Raw genomic sequence first — 14174 nt, forward strand, 5'->3', positions numbered from 1 at the left:
GCAGGCTGATGGCGGGCGGCCTGGTCTGGCTGGGCCTGCTGGCGGCGGGTGGCGCGCTGGCAGCGCCGGCGGCGGCGCCACCCGACCCCGGCATCGACGCCCTGCTGCAGCGTTATGACGGTCAGGTTCCGGGCGCGGCGGTGCTGGTCCTGCACGAGGGCCAGCCGGTGTTCCAGCGCGGCTACGGGCTGGCGGTGGTCGAAGACCACACGCCCGTGACCGCCCGGACCAACTTCCGCCTGGCCTCTGTCAGCAAGCAGTTCACCGCCGCGGCAATCCTGCTGCTGGCCGAAGACGGCGCACTGCGCCTGGATGACCCGCTCAAACGCTGGCTGCCCTCGCTCCCGGCCGCCGCCGACGGGATCACCCTGCGCCACCTGCTCAGCCATACCGGTGGCCTGCTCGACTACGAGGACCTGATGCCCGCTGCGGCCACCGCACAGGTGCACGACATCGACGTGCTGCACCTGCTGGAGGCCCAGGACCGCACGCTGTTCCCTCCGGGCAGCCAGTACCGCTACAGCAACAGCGGCTATGCGCTGCTGGCGCTGGTGGTGGCCAAGGCATCGGGTCAGGATTTCGCCACGTTCCTGCGCGCCCGGATCTTCCAGCCGCTGGGCATGCGCGACACCGTGGCCCACCAGGACGGCGTGGACGACGTGGCCCGGCGCGCCTATGGCTACAGCGAGGTCGACGGGCGTTGGCAGCGCACCGACCAGAGCCCGACCAGCGCGGTGCTGGGCGACGGCGGCATCTACGCGTCGCTGGAGGACCTGGCCCGGTGGGACGCGGCGCTGTACGACCAGCGCCTGCTCACGGCCGCCTCCCTGCGCCAGGCCTTCGCCCCGGCCACGCGCACCACCGAGCCCGACGTGCCGTTCTACGGCTTCGGCTGGCGGCTCAACGGCGACGCGCAATGGCACAGCGGCGAGAGCATCGGCTTCCGCAACGTGATCCTGCGCTATCCCCGCCAGCACCTGACGGTCATCATCCTGACCAACCGCGATGGCCCCGAACCCTATCCGCTGGCGCTGCAGATCGCCCAGCGCTGGCTGGACACCCTGCAATGACGCCCACCCACGACACTCCGCTGCTAGGCATCCACCACGTAGCCGTGATCGGCGCGGACTACGCCCGTTCCAAGGCCTTCTACACCCAGGTGCTGGGCCTGCGGATCCTGGACGAGAACTACCGCGCCGCACGCGATTCCTGGAAGCTGGACCTGGCCCTGCCCGACGGCAGCCAGCTGGAGCTGTTCTCCTTCCCCGGCGCCCCGCCCCGGCCCAGCCGCCCCGAGGCGCAGGGCCTGCGCCACCTGGCCTTCCGGGTAGCGGCCCTGGAACCGATGGTCGCTCGTCTGGCCGCCGCCGGTGTCGCCTGCGAACCGATCCGCACGGACGCGTACACCGGCCGCCGCTTTACCTTCTTCGCCGATCCCGACGGGCTGCCGCTGGAGCTGTACGAAATCGGCTGACCCCGTTGCCCATACCCCGGCGAATGGGTATACAGTCGGCCTGTACCGGCACTGCGCCGGCCTTCACCGACATCCCTGGGAGGGGAACATGCGCAAGACTTTGAAGACCCTGTTGCTGGCGCTGCCGCTGATGCTGGCCGCGATGTCGGCCAGCGCCGCCGATGGCGCGGTTGGCCGCTGGAAGACGATCGACGACAAGACCGGCAAGGTGAAGTCGATCGTGGAGATCACCCAGGCCGCCAACGGCGCGCTGACCGGCAAGGTCGTGGACATCCTGCATTCGGACAAGGGCCCCAACCCGGTCTGCGACGGCTGCGAAGGCGCCAACAAGAACAAGCCGGTCAAGGGCATGACCATCCTGTGGAACCTGAAGGCCGACGGCGCCAACGCCTGGTCCGGCGGCACCATCCTGGACCCGGCCAACGGCAAGACCTACAAGTCCAAGGCCAAGCTGCAGACCGGCGGCGCCAAGCTGGACGTCTCCGGCTGCATCGCCTTCATCTGCCGCTCCCAGACCTGGGTGCGGGAGTAACTTCTCGGCGCTGCTTTTGGCTAGTCATTGCCATGGTGTGGTCGAGGCGGGTTAACCCCCACCGGGACACGCCGTGAACCCATCCATGGGGGCTCGTCCACGGCATCCATGCCGTGGACGGTCCCGGTGGGGGTTAACCCGCCTCGCCCTCCAGGCATGTGCATCGCCGGTTGGGAAGAGGAAGAAGGCCGAAGCGGCTGCGCCGCTTCGGCCTTTTGCATTTCTACTCTCCCCCACACCCCGAACCAAACCGCTCTGGCTCGGGCTTCGGCAGGCAGAAGCTCCGGTCAGGTCGGTTCATTCGGCCCGGTTCGCTTCACCTAGGCTTCTGCCACCCGCTCCTGCCCCCGCCTTTCCCCTGCACACCAACCAACTGTGGAAGGGCTGGGGTGGGTGAGGTTGCGGGGCCCTCCACCGCATGGATGCGGTGGCGGAGCTTACACGGACGTACTTGCAGCGTGCCCCGCGGCCTCACCCACCCCAGCCCTCCCCCAGCAGGCCGGTCAATGGGCTTCGGCTGTGGCTGTGGCTGTGGCTGTGGCCCTGGCTCCGGCTCCGGCTCCGGCTCCGGCCTTGGCTCCGGCTTCGAAAAAAAAAGCCCGCCGCAGGCGCACACCCCCTCCATGCGATAATCCCCGGTCCCCAAGGCAACAACGCAGACCATGACCCGCACCGCTCTCGTCACCACCGCACTGCCCTACGCCAACGGCCCCCTGCACCTGGGCCACCTGGTCGGCTACATCCAGGCGGACATCTGGGTGCGTGCGCGTCGAATGAGCGGCGGCAAAACCTGGTTCGTCTGCGCCGATGACACCCACGGCACCCCGATCATGCTCGCCGCCGAAAAGGCCGGCGTCACCCCGGAAGCCTTCATCGCCAACATCCAGGCCAGCCACGAACGCGACTTTGCCGCCTTCGGCGTGGCCTTCGACCACTACGATTCCACCAACTCCGCCGCCAACAAAGCGCTCACCGAAGCCTTCTACCTCAAGCTTGAGGCCGAAGGCCACATCGCGCGCCGCTCCGTGGCCCAGTTCTATGATCCCGCCAAGGGCATGTTCCTGCCCGACCGCTACATCAAAGGCATCTGCCCGGTCTGCAGCAGCCCGGACCAGTATGGCGACAACTGCGAAGTGTGCGGCGCCACCTACGCCCCCACCGAACTGAAGGACCCGCGCTCGGTCATCTCCGGGGCCACCCCGGAAATGCGCGACTCCGACCACTTCTTCTTCGAGGTCGGCCACTTCGACACCTTCCTCCGCGAATGGCTGGCTGGCGACGTCGCCCTGCCAGGCGTCAAGGCCAAGCTCGGCGAATGGCTCAACGCCGACGGCGGCCTGCGCGCCTGGGACATTTCCCGCGATGCCCCCTACTTCGGCTTTGAAATCCCCGGCCAGCCCGGCAAGTACTTCTACGTCTGGCTCGATGCCCCGATCGGCTACCTGTCCAGCTTCAAAACCCTGTGCGACAAGAACGGCGAAGACTTCGACGCCCACCTCCGCGCCGGCACCAGCACCGAACTGCACCATTTCATCGGCAAGGACATCGTCAACTTCCACGGCCTGTTCTGGCCCGCCGTGCTGCACGGCACCGGCCACCGCGCGCCCACCCGCCTGCACGTCAACGGCTACCTGATGGTCGACGGCGCCAAGATGTCCAAGTCGCGCGGCACCTTCGTCATGGCCCGCACCTACCTCGACGTCGGCCTGGAAGCCGAGGCCCTGCGCTACTACTTCGCCGCCAAGTCCGGCGGCGGCGTCGAAGACCTCGATCTGAACCTGAGCGACTTCACCGCGCGCGTCAACGCCGACCTGGTCGGCAAGTTCGTCAACCTGGCCAGCCGCTGCGCCGGCTTCATCAGCAAGCGTTTCGACGGGCGCCTGGCCGACAGCCTGCCCGATGCCGCCCAGTACGACCGCTTCGTCGCCGCCCTCGCCCCCATCCGCGAGGCCTACGAGCGCAACGACCCGGCCGCCGCCGTGCGCCTGACCATGACCCTGGCCGACGAAGCCAACCGCTACATCGACGACCAGAAACCGTGGGTGATCGCCAAGCAGGAGGGCGCCGACGCGCAGCTGCAGGCGGTCTGCACCCAAGGCCTGAACCTGTTCCGCGTGCTGGTCACCGCGCTGAAGCCGATCCTGCCGGCCACCGCTGCCCAGGCCGAGGCCTTCCTGGCCGCCCCCGTGCAGGACTGGACCGACATCGTCCGCCCGCTCACCGCGCACACCATCGCCGTGTACGCCCCGCTGTTCACCCGGATTGACCCGAAAATGATCGACGCCATGACCGACGCCTCCAAGGACACCCTCGCCGCTGCCGCCCCGGCCGCCCCGGCCAAGCCTCCCAAGCCTGCTGCCGTACCGGCACCGGCGGTGGCCGCGGCACCCGCCGACGGCCCGGCCTATATCGGCATCGACGACTTCGCCAAGCTCGACCTGCGCATCGGCAAGGTGCTGGCCTGCGAGTTCGTGGACGGCTCGGACAAGCTGCTGCGCTTCGAACTGGATGCCGGCGACCTCGGCACGCGCCAGATCTTCTCCGGTATCCGCGCCAGCTACGGCGAGCCGGAGAAGCTGGTCGGCCGCAGCGTGGTATTCATTGCCAACCTGGCCCCGCGCAAGATGCGCTTCGGCCTGAGCGAAGGCATGATCCTGTCGGCCGGCTTCGACGGGGGCGACCTGGCCCTGCTCGACGCCGACAGCAGCGCCCAGCCCGGCATGCCGGTGCGCTGATCGCATCCGGGGGCGGCGCTGCCGCCGTCCCCGCCTGCTGGCCTGCACGGAGGGAGGTGCGGTTTGGAACTGGCGTTGTTCGATTTCGACCACACGGTCACCACCTGCGACACCTATGGCCGCTTCCTGCGCCGCGTGGCCACCCCGGAACAACTGGCCCAGGCCTGGTGGAAAGTGGGTCCATGGCTGCTGGCCTATCGGCTCAAGCTGATCTCGGCCGCGCGCATCCGCGCCCGCGTGACCCGCCTGACCTTCAGCAACCGCCACAGCGAGGACATCGCCACCCAGGCCGCCGGCTATGCCCGCGACGTGCTGCCCGGCGTGGTGCGCCCGCAGATGCTCGAACAGATCCGCTGGCACCTGCAGCAACGGCATACCGTGGTGATCGTGTCCGGCTCGCTGGACCTGTACCTGCGGCCGTGGTGCGAATCGCTGGGGCTGGGCCTGATCTGCAACCGGCTGGAAAGCCACGACGGCCGCCTGACCGGGCGCTATGCCGACGGCGACTGTGGCCCGCGCAAGGTTGAACACATCCGCCAACGCTACGACCTGTCACGCTTCCAGCGCATCCACGCCTACGGCGACAGCCGCGAAGACCGGCCGATGCTGGCGCTCGCCCACGACCGCTGGTATCGCGGCAAACCCCTCAAATAACGCCCCGCGCAGCCGACGCCACGCATGCCCAGCACCTCCGCCAGTTTGATCGAACGCCTCGACCGCCTGTTGCCGCAGACCCAATGCGGCCAGTGCGGCTATGACGGCTGCTACCCGTACGCGCAGGCCATGGCCCGTGGCGAGGCCGGCGTCGACCACTGCCCACCGGGCGGCGACGACGGTGCCCGTGCGCTGGCCCATGTGCTGGGCGTACCGGCGGTGCCGTTCGACCGCAGCCGCGGCGCGCACAAACCCGCACAGGTCGCGCTGATCATCGAAGCCGACTGCATCGGCTGCACCAAATGCATCCAGGCCTGCCCGGTGGACGCCATCGTGGGCGGTGCCAAGTACATGCACACCGTCCTGCCCGACCTGTGCACCGGTTGCGAGCTGTGCATTCCCCCGTGCCCGGTGGATTGCATCGAATTGATCGCAGCACCCGCCCGGTAACGCCGGACGTTGATCGCGGCACCCGTCCCGCAACGCCGGACCTTGATCGCGGCCACGCCCCGTAACCCGGACGTTGATCGCAGCACACGCCCGTAGCGCCGGGCTCTGCCCGGCTGCTGTTGAATTTGCATGCCCGTCGAACAGCCGGGCAGAGCCCGGCTCTACTGGCTGCTGTTTACGGCAACGCAGCGGTGATCACGATCTCCACCTTCCAGCTCGGGTCGGCCAGCTTGGCTTCCACTGTCGCGCGCGCCGGGGTCATGCCCGCCACCACCCACTCATCCCACGCGGCGTTCATGCCGGCGAAGTCGTTGATGTCGGCCAGGAACACTTCCGCGCGCAGCACGTGCTGCTTGTCGCTGGCCACCAGCGCCAGCAGCTTGTCGATCTCTTCCAGCACCTGCCGGGTCTGGCCGGTGATGTCCTGGCTGGTGTCTTCCGGGATCTGCCCGGACAGATAGGCAACCTTGTTGTGCACGGTCATTTCAGACATGCGCGGACCGACGTCGAAACGTTCCAACATGGCGATGGCTCCTCTTGGTGATGGGCCATTGTCACCGATGCGGCGTGAGCCTGTCCTTGCCCCGGATCATTGCCGCCACGGCAGGCACAGCGCACACCCTTGGCAAGCGTGCACATCCGGCGCACGATGCGCGCGCACCACCGTGCCGCCTGTCTTGACTCCTTCATCGCCCGCCCCGGAGCACGCTTCACCGATGACCGAACCCACCCCTGCTCCCGCACCGGCCCGCCTTGCCTGGCGCCGTGCCGCCACCGTCATCTTCAGCCTGGCGATCCTGGCCCTGGCCCTGCGCGGGCTGGCCAGCGAATTCGACGAACACGGCTACCGTGCCATCCGCGAAGCCTTCCGACATCTCGGCGCAGGGCAGATCGCGCTGACCGTGGTGCTGGGCCTGGCCAGTTACGCGTGCCTGATCGGCTTCGATGCGATCGGCCTGCGCCGCAGTGGCAAGCGCCTGCATCCGGCGCGCGTGGGCATCACCGCGTTCCTGGCCCACACGCTGGGCCAGACCCTGGGCTTTGCCGCCCTCACCGGCGGTGCCGTGCGCCTGCGCGGCTACGGTGGCGCCGGCCTGAGCCTGGGCGAGATTGGCCAGGTGGTGCTGATGAGCACGCTCGGCTTCGTGTTCGGTGCCTGGCTGCTGCTCGCCCTGGCCTTCGTGCTGGAGCCCGGCGCAGCGGCGCTGGCGCTGCCTGTATCGGTGCAGGCGGTTCGCGTGGCCGGCATCGTCGGCCTGCTCGGCTATGTCGCCACGCTGCTGCTGGTCGGGCGCGAAGGGCGCAGTTTCAGCATCCGCGGCCACGCCCTGTGGCTGCCCGACCGCCGCACCATGCTCTGGGTCACCGCCCTGAGCGTGGTCGAACTGGTGCTGGCCAGCGCCGCGTTCTACGTGCTGCTGCCGATGGACACCCCAACCGGGCTGCCCGGCTTTGTAGGCCTGTACCTGGTGGCGGTGCTGGCCGGGCTGATCTCCAGCGTGCCGGCCGGGCTGGGCGTGTTCGAGTGGAGCCTGCTCAAGCTGTTGCCGCAGGTGGCACCGGCCGCCGTGCTGGCCGCCGCGCTGATCTACCGGGTTACCTACTACGTGCTGCCGTTGCTGTTGGCCACGCTGCTCGCGCTGGGCCCGGCCCTGCGCAAACCGCTGCGCGTCGGTGCCGGGGCCACCCGCGCCGGTTGGACCGCGCTGCGCCCGTGGCTGCCGCAGATCATCGCACTGGCGGTGTTCAGCGTGGGCGCGGCACTGGTGATCGACGGCACCCTGCCCACGCCACGTCGGCACCTGCTCAACGCCTCGCTGCCGATCCTGGAAACCTCGCACCTGCTCGGCAGCCTGGCCGGCGTGGCACTGCTGCTGATCGGCCAGGGCCTGCAACGGCGCAGCCACGCCGCGTGGATGCTGGCGCTGGGTATCTGCGTGATCGCGCCGCTGCCGATCTGGCTGCGCGGCGGCCAGGTGCTGATCGCGCTGTCAGCGCTGCTGGTAGCCATGGCGCTGTGGGCCTCGCGCCGCGAGTTCTACCGCCAGGGCGCGTTGCTGGACGAAGCCTGGTCGTGGCCCTGGATCCGCAATCTTGGGCTGGTGCTGGTCGCGGTGATCTGGCTGCTCTTCTTCGTCTACAGCCACGTGGAGTACCAGAACGAGCTGTGGTGGCAGTTCGCCCTGCAGGGCAACGCGCCGCGCGCGCTGCGTGCGTTGCTGGTGGTGGCCATCGCACTGACCATCTTCGGCCTGGCGCGGCTGCTGCACAGCACCCGCAGCCCACTGCCGCCGGCCGACATGCCCACGCTGGACGCGCTGGCGCCGATCCTGTTGGCCGCCGAAGACACCCAGGCCTGCCTGGTGCTCACTGCCGACAAGGCGGTGCTGCGTGATGCCGAGCAGCGGGGCTTTGTGATGATGCAGCGCTACGGCGGTTCGCTGATCGCCATGGGCGACCCGGTCGGCCCGCCGGACGTGGCGCGTGGGCTGATCTGGCGCTTCCGTGAGGAAGCCGACCGGCTCGGTCTGCGCCCGGTGTTCTATCAGGTTGGCGAAGCCTACTGGCAGACCTACCTCGACCTGGGGCTGACCCTGGTCAAACTGGGCGAAGAGGCGATGGTGCCGCTGCAGGATTTCGGCCTGGAAGGACGCGAGCGCGCCGACCTGCGCCAGGCCTGGAACCGCGGCAAGCGCGGCGGCCTGAGTTTCCGCGTGGCCGCACCGGCAGAGGTGCCGGCACTGCTGCCTGCACTGGCAGCGATTTCGCAACAGTGGCTGGACGACAAGGCCGGCGACGAGAAAGGCTTCTCGCTGGGCAGCTTCGATCCGGACTATCTGGTGCGCTTCCCGGTCGCGCTGGTGGAAGCCGACGGCCGCATCGTGGCGTTCGCCAACCTGTGGCAGGCACCGGCCGGGCATGAGCTGTCGGTGGACCTGATGCGGCACGTCGACGATGCGCCCAAGGGCACCATGGATTTCCTGTTCATCGAGCTGTTCCTGTGGGGTCGCGCGAACGGCTTCCACCGCTTCTCGCTGGGCATGGCGCCCCTGTCCGGGTTGGCGCAGCATCGGCTGGCCGGTCGCTGGAACCGCTTTGCCAACATCGTCGCCCGCCACGGCGAGCGCTTCTACGGGTTCAGCGGGCTGCGCCGCTTCAAGTCCAAATTCGCCCCGCAGTGGCGCGCGCGATACCTGGCCGCACCGGGCGGCGTGCACCTGCCTGCCGCCCTGCTCGATGCCACCCGACTGATCTCACTGGACCCACGCCGGTAGAGCCGACCGTTGGTCGGCTGCTGTCACACCGCACAGGGTGGAGCCGACTGTTGGTCGGCTGCGGTAGCGCCGCGCGGGTAGAGCAGCCGGCCGACGGTCGGCTCAACCGTGTGGGCAGAGGGTCCAGCAGCGTCTACGCCGAACGGCGTGGAATTGGTCGTTGGCGTTCTTGCCGACCGACATCAAGCCGATCGGCGCCACGTTGGCGCGCGTGGCCGGGGTCAGCGGGTTGATCGCCGCCTGCAGCACGTCAACGCCCTACACCCGGCGGATGGCGCTGGACCCTGCCCGGTAGAGCCGACCGTTGGTCGGCTGCTCGGATGCGCGGCGCTACAGCAGCCGACCAACGGTCGGCTCTACCGGGCGGGGAGATGGTCCAGCAGCGTCTGCGCCAGGCGATCGTAGTCGCCCTTGAAATGGTGGTCGCCCGGCAGCTTGATCACCTGTGCGTTGCCTGCCGGCAGCGACGGGCACAGTGCGTCGTCGTCATCTTCGCCATACAGGCACAGCGTCTTGCCCGGCGGCAGCCTGGCGATCTCCGGCGCAATCGGAAGACCGCCTCCGCCACCGCCCAGCCAGTTGCTGACATGGAATTCGTAGTCGGCATTCTTGCCGACCGACATCAACCCGATCATCGCCACGTTGGCGCGCGTGGCCGGGGACAACTGGTTGATCGCCGCCGGCAGCACGTCGGCGCCCTGCGAGAACCCAACCAGCACCACCCGCTTGCGCTGCCATTGCCGGCTGTAGTGGCTGGCAATGCGCTCCAGGTCGCGGGCGAACCCTTCCGGGGTGCGTGCCGTCCAGAAGTAGCGCAGCGAATCCACGCCGACCACCGGCACCCCCGCCTCGCCCAGTGCCGCCGCCACTTCCTTGTCCAACCCGGCCCAGCCACCGTCGCCGGACACGAAAATGGCGAACGTGTCGCCGGGCTTGCTGGCGGGCACTTCCACCACGGGCAGGCCCTTGAGCGCATCTGGCGGCGGCGCCAGGCTCACGCCCTTCTGCGCCCCGACCACCTGCGCGGCCGCCAACAGCCCGGGCAGGTCGTCGCCCTCGGCGCTGCGTTGGAAATCGCGCCCCATCGCCACCTTGCGCACGAATGCGGCCGCGTTGCCGGCGGCGCAATGGCTGTCGCCCGCCGCGTTCAACCACGGGAAATTCAGCTCGGCCGGTTGCAGCCGACCATGGCTGCTGCCGGCCCCGCAGACCTTGCGCTCGCGTGCGTGGTCGGGACAGAAGCCGGTGGTCAGCAGGCCGGCAAACACCTGCGTATCGGCCTGCGCGGCCACCGCGTAGGCCAGCTCGGCCCCTTCGCCGTCACCGCCGATCAGCGGCAGGTGGTAGCCGGGTACGTGCAGGTAGGCCTGGAACCAGCGCGAGAAATTCTCAACGTCGCCGGCGCCGAACGCGCAGGTGCCGCTGCCTTCCTTGGCCAGCACCTGGCGCAACCGGGCTACGTCCACCTGCGCCACCAGTGCGCCTTGCGCGCGCAGGGCGTCGATGCGCGTACGGCTGCGCGCGTGGTCCTGGCCGCCGTCGAACCACACCACCACCCGCTGCGGGTGGCCCTCGGGCAGGAACACCGGCACCTGCTGGAACCGCCCATGGCTGACCTGTTGCGGAGTCGCGGCAGCTGCCATCGACACCCAGCCCCCGATCACCAGACCCAGTACCTTCCCCCACCCGGCTCGCCGCATCGTCACGCATCCCAAAAGAGTCCACGCCACGATACGCCGGTCCCCCGGCAACGGCATGTACACAGACTGGCTGCAAGGGTGAGCCGGCTCAACCGGCCTGGCGACGTCCGTGCTGCCACTGGCGCAGTGCCACCCCCAGCAGCCACACCACCACCGCGGCAATCACCAGCTTCTGCCCCGCCCCGCGCGGCGGACCGCGCCACAGCACGTGCAGCCACAGCAGCACGAAGCAGCCCCAGGCCCACCACCACGCCGGAACCGCCCAGCGCGACCAGTGCGGGTCGGCGCGCAGATACCAGCTCTGCAGCAGCATGGCCACGCTCACGCACAGGAACGCGGTATTGGCCGCCAGCCCATGCACCAGTGGCGCCACCAGTGGCGCGTACGTCGGCAACCAGCTGTCAGCGATCGCCACACCCATCAGGCCGAGCCCGGCCACGCAGAACAGCAGCGGTGCGGCCGTGCTGCGCCGGGGCGAGCGGCTGCCCGCATGTAGCGACCAGGCCAGCAGCATGATCGCCACCGCCAGCACGCAATACGCGCTGCGTAACGCCAGCCCGCCCGGGCCGTGCAGGTAGAGGCTGAGCGTGGCCTGCACCCAGTCCAGGTCGTGGCGCGCCCATTGGAGCCACAGCGCAGTGGCGGAAAACAGGACCAGCGCGGCCACCGCCGCCAGCGCCGCGTGGCCCTGCCGGGGCGAGACGCCGGGTACCGCGCGCGCAACGTTCGTCACGGCCGCGCATCTCAGTCGGTGGTGTCGGGGTGGCGCAACTGCCACGCCGCCAGCGCGGCCCGGTAGCGCTGCAGTTCGTCGCTGTACAGATCCAGCACACACAGCGGGCAGCCACTGCCACAGCATTCGTTGGGGCCGGGTTCTTCCGGCGGCTGCGGACGCGGGTCGGGATCGGGGAAAACGGCAGGCAGGGACATGGGCGGACGGGAGGTGATGTAAGGAAGGCCGGGAGTGCCACGACGGCACCGCCGTCATTATCCGATGCGGCGGCGCAGGTTGGCGCGCGCGGCGGCATCCAGCCGTGCGTGGAAGAACGCACTCAGGAAGATGCGCGGCTTGAGCAGCAGCTGCTTGAGGAAGCGCCGCCGGTTGAGCCGGAACAGGAAGCCCGGCACGTGGCCGGCGTACTCCTCGGCAATGCCCTGGTCATAGGCGTCGAACACCGCCGCCGGCGCGCCCAGGATGGCCATGTCGCAGTCCAGGAACAGGGCCGCCTCGGCATCGATGTCGGTCGCGGCCAGCGCGCCGTGGCGGGCCGTCAGTTCGATCAGCTGCACCACCCGGGCCACGTCGATGCCGGCGTCGGGCAGCCAGCGCTGGATCGCCTCGCGCGCCAGCACGGCCGAACGCGCCTCGTTGTCGCTGCGCCCGGCGTCGTAGATCGCGTCGTGGTACAGCGCGGCCAACTGCACTTCGCGCGGGTGCTCCCAGCCCGGGCCGTCGGCCACCGCGCGACAGTGCTGCAGCACCGCCTGCACGTGCGAAAAATTGTGGTACGCCCGCGCAGGCATGGCGTAGGCGGCTTCAAGGTCGGCCTGCATGGCCGCGGGCAAGGTCATCGGTTCAAAGCGCATGCGCCAACAGTGGCGGTCCCGCCCGCGGCTGGCAAGCAGGGCGCCGCTGGCAGTTTTTTGGCCAGCCATCGCGAACGCCCGCCGCGCGGCGCGCGCACCGGCTTATCCACAGGTTTGCCCATGGCTGGTCCACACGGGCTGTGGATGGGCGATCGCGCCGACGGACGGCATTCCGGCTGCGCGGCGCAGGCCTAGACTGGGGTCGGCAACGACCGTCCCGCGAGGTGAGCGACATGTCCGCCTGGAGAATGCTGTGTGTGCTGGCCCTGCTGTCGGCGCTACCCGTGCTGCCGGCCGCCGCCGCTGCCCCCGCCCCCGCGCCCGAAGCGTGGACCGCCGCCGCCCCGCCCACGCCCGAACAGATCCTGGCGATACCGCCTGAGCTGCAGGCACTGCTGAAGCAGCGGGTGATCGCGCCGGTCTACTCGCGCGAGCAGCGCGTGCAGCGGCTGGTGCACATGATCTTCGACGAGGACGCCATGCACCTGGCCTACGACCCGTATGCCACCCAGACCCTGACCGAAACCTGGCAGAACCGGCGTGCCAACTGCCTGTCCTTCACCCTGCTGTTTGTGACGCTGGCGCGCGCGGCCGGTATCGACGCGCGTGTGCAGGAGGTCGCCCAGGTGGTCACTTGGTATGAAGACCAGGGCGCCATCTACAACATCGGGCATGTCAACGCCGGGGTGAACCTGGACGGGCGCATCGCGGTGGTGGACCTGGACCGCAACGTGCTCTACGACCGCTACGGCCCCCAGCAGATCGACTCGTCCCGTGCACTGGCACACTTCTACAACAACCGTGGCGCCATGCGCATGAGCGAGGGCGACCTGGTGCAGGCACGTGCCTATTTCCAGGCCGCGCTGGCGCAGGACCCGGCCTTCGTGGCCGGCTGGAACAACCTTGGCGTGCTGGATGCCCGCAGTGGCAATCTGGCCGATGCCGAGCGCGATTACCGCACCGCACTGGGGATCAAGCCGCGCAATATCGCCAGCCTGACCAACGCCAGCGCGCTGTACCGCCGGCTGGGCGACACCCGCCAGGCCGGCCTGCTGGCCAGGCGCCTGCAGCAGGTGCAGCGCAACGATCCGTTCGTGCAGTTCCGCCTGGGCAACGAGGCCGAGCAGCGCCGGGACTATGCCGACGCGATCCGTGCCTACCGCCGCGCGATCAGCCTGTATGGCACCGCGCACCAGTTCCATTTCGGACTGGCGCGCGCCTATTTTCTGGCCGGCGACAACCGTCGCGCCTCGGTGGAAATGTCCAAGGCGCGCGATCTGGCCAGCCCCAACGCCGATTTTCTCAAGGCGCAGTACCAGGCCAAACTGGACAGCCTGCACCGCCTGCGGCAAGGCACCGCGGCCATCAACTGAGCCCGGCTCAGGCCTTCTTGAGGAAGCAGGTCTTCAGTACCAGGCCCTTGATCTTGTCCGAGTTGCCTTCGATATGCTCGGCATCGTCCTCGACCAGGCGGATGTTGCGGATCACCGTGCCCTGCTTGAGCGGGATGGAGGAGCCCTTCACCTTCAGGTCCTTGATCACGGTGACGGTGTCGCCCCCGGCCAGGACGTTGCCGTTGCTGTCGCGCACTACGACGCCCCCGGTGCTGGCCTCGGCGGCGGTCCACTCATGCCCGCAGTCGGCGCAGATCCACAGCGGGCCATCGGCGTAGGTGTTTTCCAGGGTGCATTGCGGGCAGGCGGGAGCGGTAGACATGGTGAAGCCTTCGGAAACTGAACAACCCCCATTGTAACCGCCCGCCTTCCG

General features: G+C 69.1%; 15 protein-coding genes. 9 read left to right on the plus strand and 6 right to left on the minus strand.

What is annotated here, in order from left to right; all coding sequences use genetic code 11:
* The first annotated feature begins 8 nt into the window (after positions 1 to 8).
* From GQ674_RS13525 to rnfB, 6 genes are all read left to right on the plus strand, one after another.
* Positions 9 to 1070 carry a serine hydrolase domain-containing protein gene (locus tag GQ674_RS13525; protein ID WP_159499450.1) on the plus strand — a complete coding sequence of 354 codons (1062 nt, stop codon included), beginning with the start codon at positions 9 to 11 and terminating at the stop codon, positions 1068 to 1070.
* On the plus strand, positions 1067 to 1474 hold the full coding sequence (locus GQ674_RS13530; RefSeq protein ID WP_159497492.1) for a VOC family protein: 408 nt from the start codon (positions 1067 to 1069) through the stop codon (positions 1472 to 1474). Before GQ674_RS13525 ends, GQ674_RS13530 begins: the two co-directional genes overlap by 4 nt.
* A gap of 88 nt (positions 1475 to 1562) precedes the next feature.
* Positions 1563 to 2006 carry a DUF2147 domain-containing protein gene (locus tag GQ674_RS13535; protein ID WP_159497493.1) on the plus strand — a complete coding sequence of 148 codons (444 nt, stop codon included), beginning with the start codon at positions 1563 to 1565 and terminating at the stop codon, positions 2004 to 2006.
* A gap of 662 nt (positions 2007 to 2668) precedes the next feature.
* Positions 2669 to 4741 (plus strand): methionine--tRNA ligase, encoded by a 2073-nt coding sequence (gene metG / locus GQ674_RS13540; RefSeq protein WP_159497494.1) that lies wholly within the window; start codon positions 2669 to 2671, stop codon positions 4739 to 4741.
* 63 nt (positions 4742 to 4804) lie between these two features.
* The gene (locus GQ674_RS13545; protein WP_137191545.1) at positions 4805 to 5395 is read left to right on the plus strand and encodes an HAD family hydrolase; all 591 of its coding nucleotides are present in this window, start codon (positions 4805 to 4807) and stop codon (positions 5393 to 5395) included.
* A 24-nt stretch (positions 5396 to 5419) separates the two neighbouring features.
* Entirely contained in the window at positions 5420 to 5845 is a 426-nt protein-coding gene (gene rnfB / locus GQ674_RS13550) for an Rnf electron transport complex subunit RnfB (protein ID WP_159497495.1), read from the plus strand.
* Between the two features lie 175 nt (positions 5846 to 6020).
* Here the strand turns inward: rnfB and GQ674_RS13555 are convergent, their stop codons facing one another.
* Positions 6021 to 6368: a RidA family protein gene (locus GQ674_RS13555; RefSeq protein WP_038687069.1), complete on the minus strand. Its 348-nt coding sequence runs from the start codon at positions 6366 to 6368 to the stop codon at positions 6021 to 6023.
* Between the two features lie 193 nt (positions 6369 to 6561).
* Between GQ674_RS13555 and mprF the strand changes: the two genes are divergently transcribed.
* The gene (mprF, locus tag GQ674_RS13560) at positions 6562 to 9120 is read left to right on the plus strand and encodes a bifunctional lysylphosphatidylglycerol flippase/synthetase MprF (RefSeq protein ID WP_159497496.1); all 2559 of its coding nucleotides are present in this window, start codon (positions 6562 to 6564) and stop codon (positions 9118 to 9120) included.
* Positions 9121 to 9280: 160 nt separating this feature from the next.
* Positions 9281 to 9415 (plus strand): hypothetical protein, encoded by a 135-nt coding sequence (locus GQ674_RS21740; protein WP_268893838.1) that lies wholly within the window; start codon positions 9281 to 9283, stop codon positions 9413 to 9415.
* A gap of 61 nt (positions 9416 to 9476) precedes the next feature.
* Here the strand turns inward: GQ674_RS21740 and GQ674_RS13565 are convergent, their stop codons facing one another.
* The 4 genes from GQ674_RS13565 to GQ674_RS13580 form a co-directional block, all read right to left on the minus strand.
* Positions 9477 to 10820 carry an AcvB/VirJ family lysyl-phosphatidylglycerol hydrolase gene (locus tag GQ674_RS13565; RefSeq protein WP_159497497.1) on the minus strand — a complete coding sequence of 448 codons (1344 nt, stop codon included), beginning with the start codon at positions 10818 to 10820 and terminating at the stop codon, positions 9477 to 9479.
* Between the two features lie 88 nt (positions 10821 to 10908).
* The gene (locus GQ674_RS13570; protein WP_201290297.1) at positions 10909 to 11553 is read right to left on the minus strand and encodes a DUF998 domain-containing protein; all 645 of its coding nucleotides are present in this window, start codon (positions 11551 to 11553) and stop codon (positions 10909 to 10911) included.
* An 11-nt stretch (positions 11554 to 11564) separates the two neighbouring features.
* Positions 11565 to 11750 carry an oxidoreductase-like domain-containing protein gene (locus tag GQ674_RS13575; RefSeq protein WP_159497499.1) on the minus strand — a complete coding sequence of 62 codons (186 nt, stop codon included), beginning with the start codon at positions 11748 to 11750 and terminating at the stop codon, positions 11565 to 11567.
* A 57-nt stretch (positions 11751 to 11807) separates the two neighbouring features.
* On the minus strand, positions 11808 to 12407 hold the full coding sequence (locus tag GQ674_RS13580) for a hypothetical protein (RefSeq protein WP_128095822.1): 600 nt from the start codon (positions 12405 to 12407) through the stop codon (positions 11808 to 11810).
* A 233-nt stretch (positions 12408 to 12640) separates the two neighbouring features.
* Here GQ674_RS13580 and GQ674_RS13585 point away from each other — a divergent pair, with 233 nt between their 5' ends.
* Complete coding sequence (locus tag GQ674_RS13585) at positions 12641 to 13780, plus strand: transglutaminase-like domain-containing protein (protein WP_159497500.1); 1140 nt, start codon at positions 12641 to 12643, stop codon at positions 13778 to 13780.
* Positions 13781 to 13787: 7 nt separating this feature from the next.
* Here the strand turns inward: GQ674_RS13585 and GQ674_RS13590 are convergent, their stop codons facing one another.
* Positions 13788 to 14123, minus strand: a complete 336-nt coding sequence (locus GQ674_RS13590) for a zinc ribbon domain-containing protein YjdM (protein ID WP_159497501.1) — start codon at positions 14121 to 14123, stop codon at positions 13788 to 13790.
* Between the last annotated feature and the right edge of the window lie 51 nt (positions 14124 to 14174).

The sequence above is a fragment of the Stenotrophomonas sp. 364 genome, from assembly GCF_009832905.1.
Taxonomy (GTDB): domain Bacteria; phylum Pseudomonadota; class Gammaproteobacteria; order Xanthomonadales; family Xanthomonadaceae; genus Stenotrophomonas; species Stenotrophomonas maltophilia_AP.

Excerpts from the sequence above, each read along its gene's own strand:
- mprF (WP_159497496.1), top strand. The coding sequence starts at position 6,562 with ATGACCGAACCCACCCCTGCTCCCGCACCGGCCCGCCTTGCCTGGCGC.
- GQ674_RS13590 (WP_159497501.1), bottom strand. The coding sequence starts at position 14,123 with ATGTCTACCGCTCCCGCCTGCCCGCAATGCACCCTGGAAAACACCTAC.
- GQ674_RS13585 (WP_159497500.1), top strand. The coding sequence starts at position 12,641 with ATGTCCGCCTGGAGAATGCTGTGTGTGCTGGCCCTGCTGTCGGCGCTA.
- metG (WP_159497494.1), top strand. The coding sequence starts at position 2,669 with ATGACCCGCACCGCTCTCGTCACCACCGCACTGCCCTACGCCAACGGC.
- GQ674_RS13565 (WP_159497497.1), bottom strand. The coding sequence starts at position 10,820 with ATGCGGCGAGCCGGGTGGGGGAAGGTACTGGGTCTGGTGATCGGGGGC.
- GQ674_RS13575 (WP_159497499.1), bottom strand. The coding sequence starts at position 11,750 with ATGTCCCTGCCTGCCGTTTTCCCCGATCCCGACCCGCGTCCGCAGCCG.
- GQ674_RS13525 (WP_159499450.1), top strand. The coding sequence starts at position 9 with ATGGCGGGCGGCCTGGTCTGGCTGGGCCTGCTGGCGGCGGGTGGCGCG.
- rnfB (WP_159497495.1), top strand. The coding sequence starts at position 5,420 with ATGCCCAGCACCTCCGCCAGTTTGATCGAACGCCTCGACCGCCTGTTG.
- GQ674_RS13535 (WP_159497493.1), top strand. The coding sequence starts at position 1,563 with ATGCGCAAGACTTTGAAGACCCTGTTGCTGGCGCTGCCGCTGATGCTG.
- GQ674_RS13530 (WP_159497492.1), top strand. The coding sequence starts at position 1,067 with ATGACGCCCACCCACGACACTCCGCTGCTAGGCATCCACCACGTAGCC.
- GQ674_RS13555 (WP_038687069.1), bottom strand. The coding sequence starts at position 6,368 with ATGTTGGAACGTTTCGACGTCGGTCCGCGCATGTCTGAAATGACCGTG.
- GQ674_RS13580 (WP_128095822.1), bottom strand. The coding sequence starts at position 12,407 with ATGCGCTTTGAACCGATGACCTTGCCCGCGGCCATGCAGGCCGACCTT.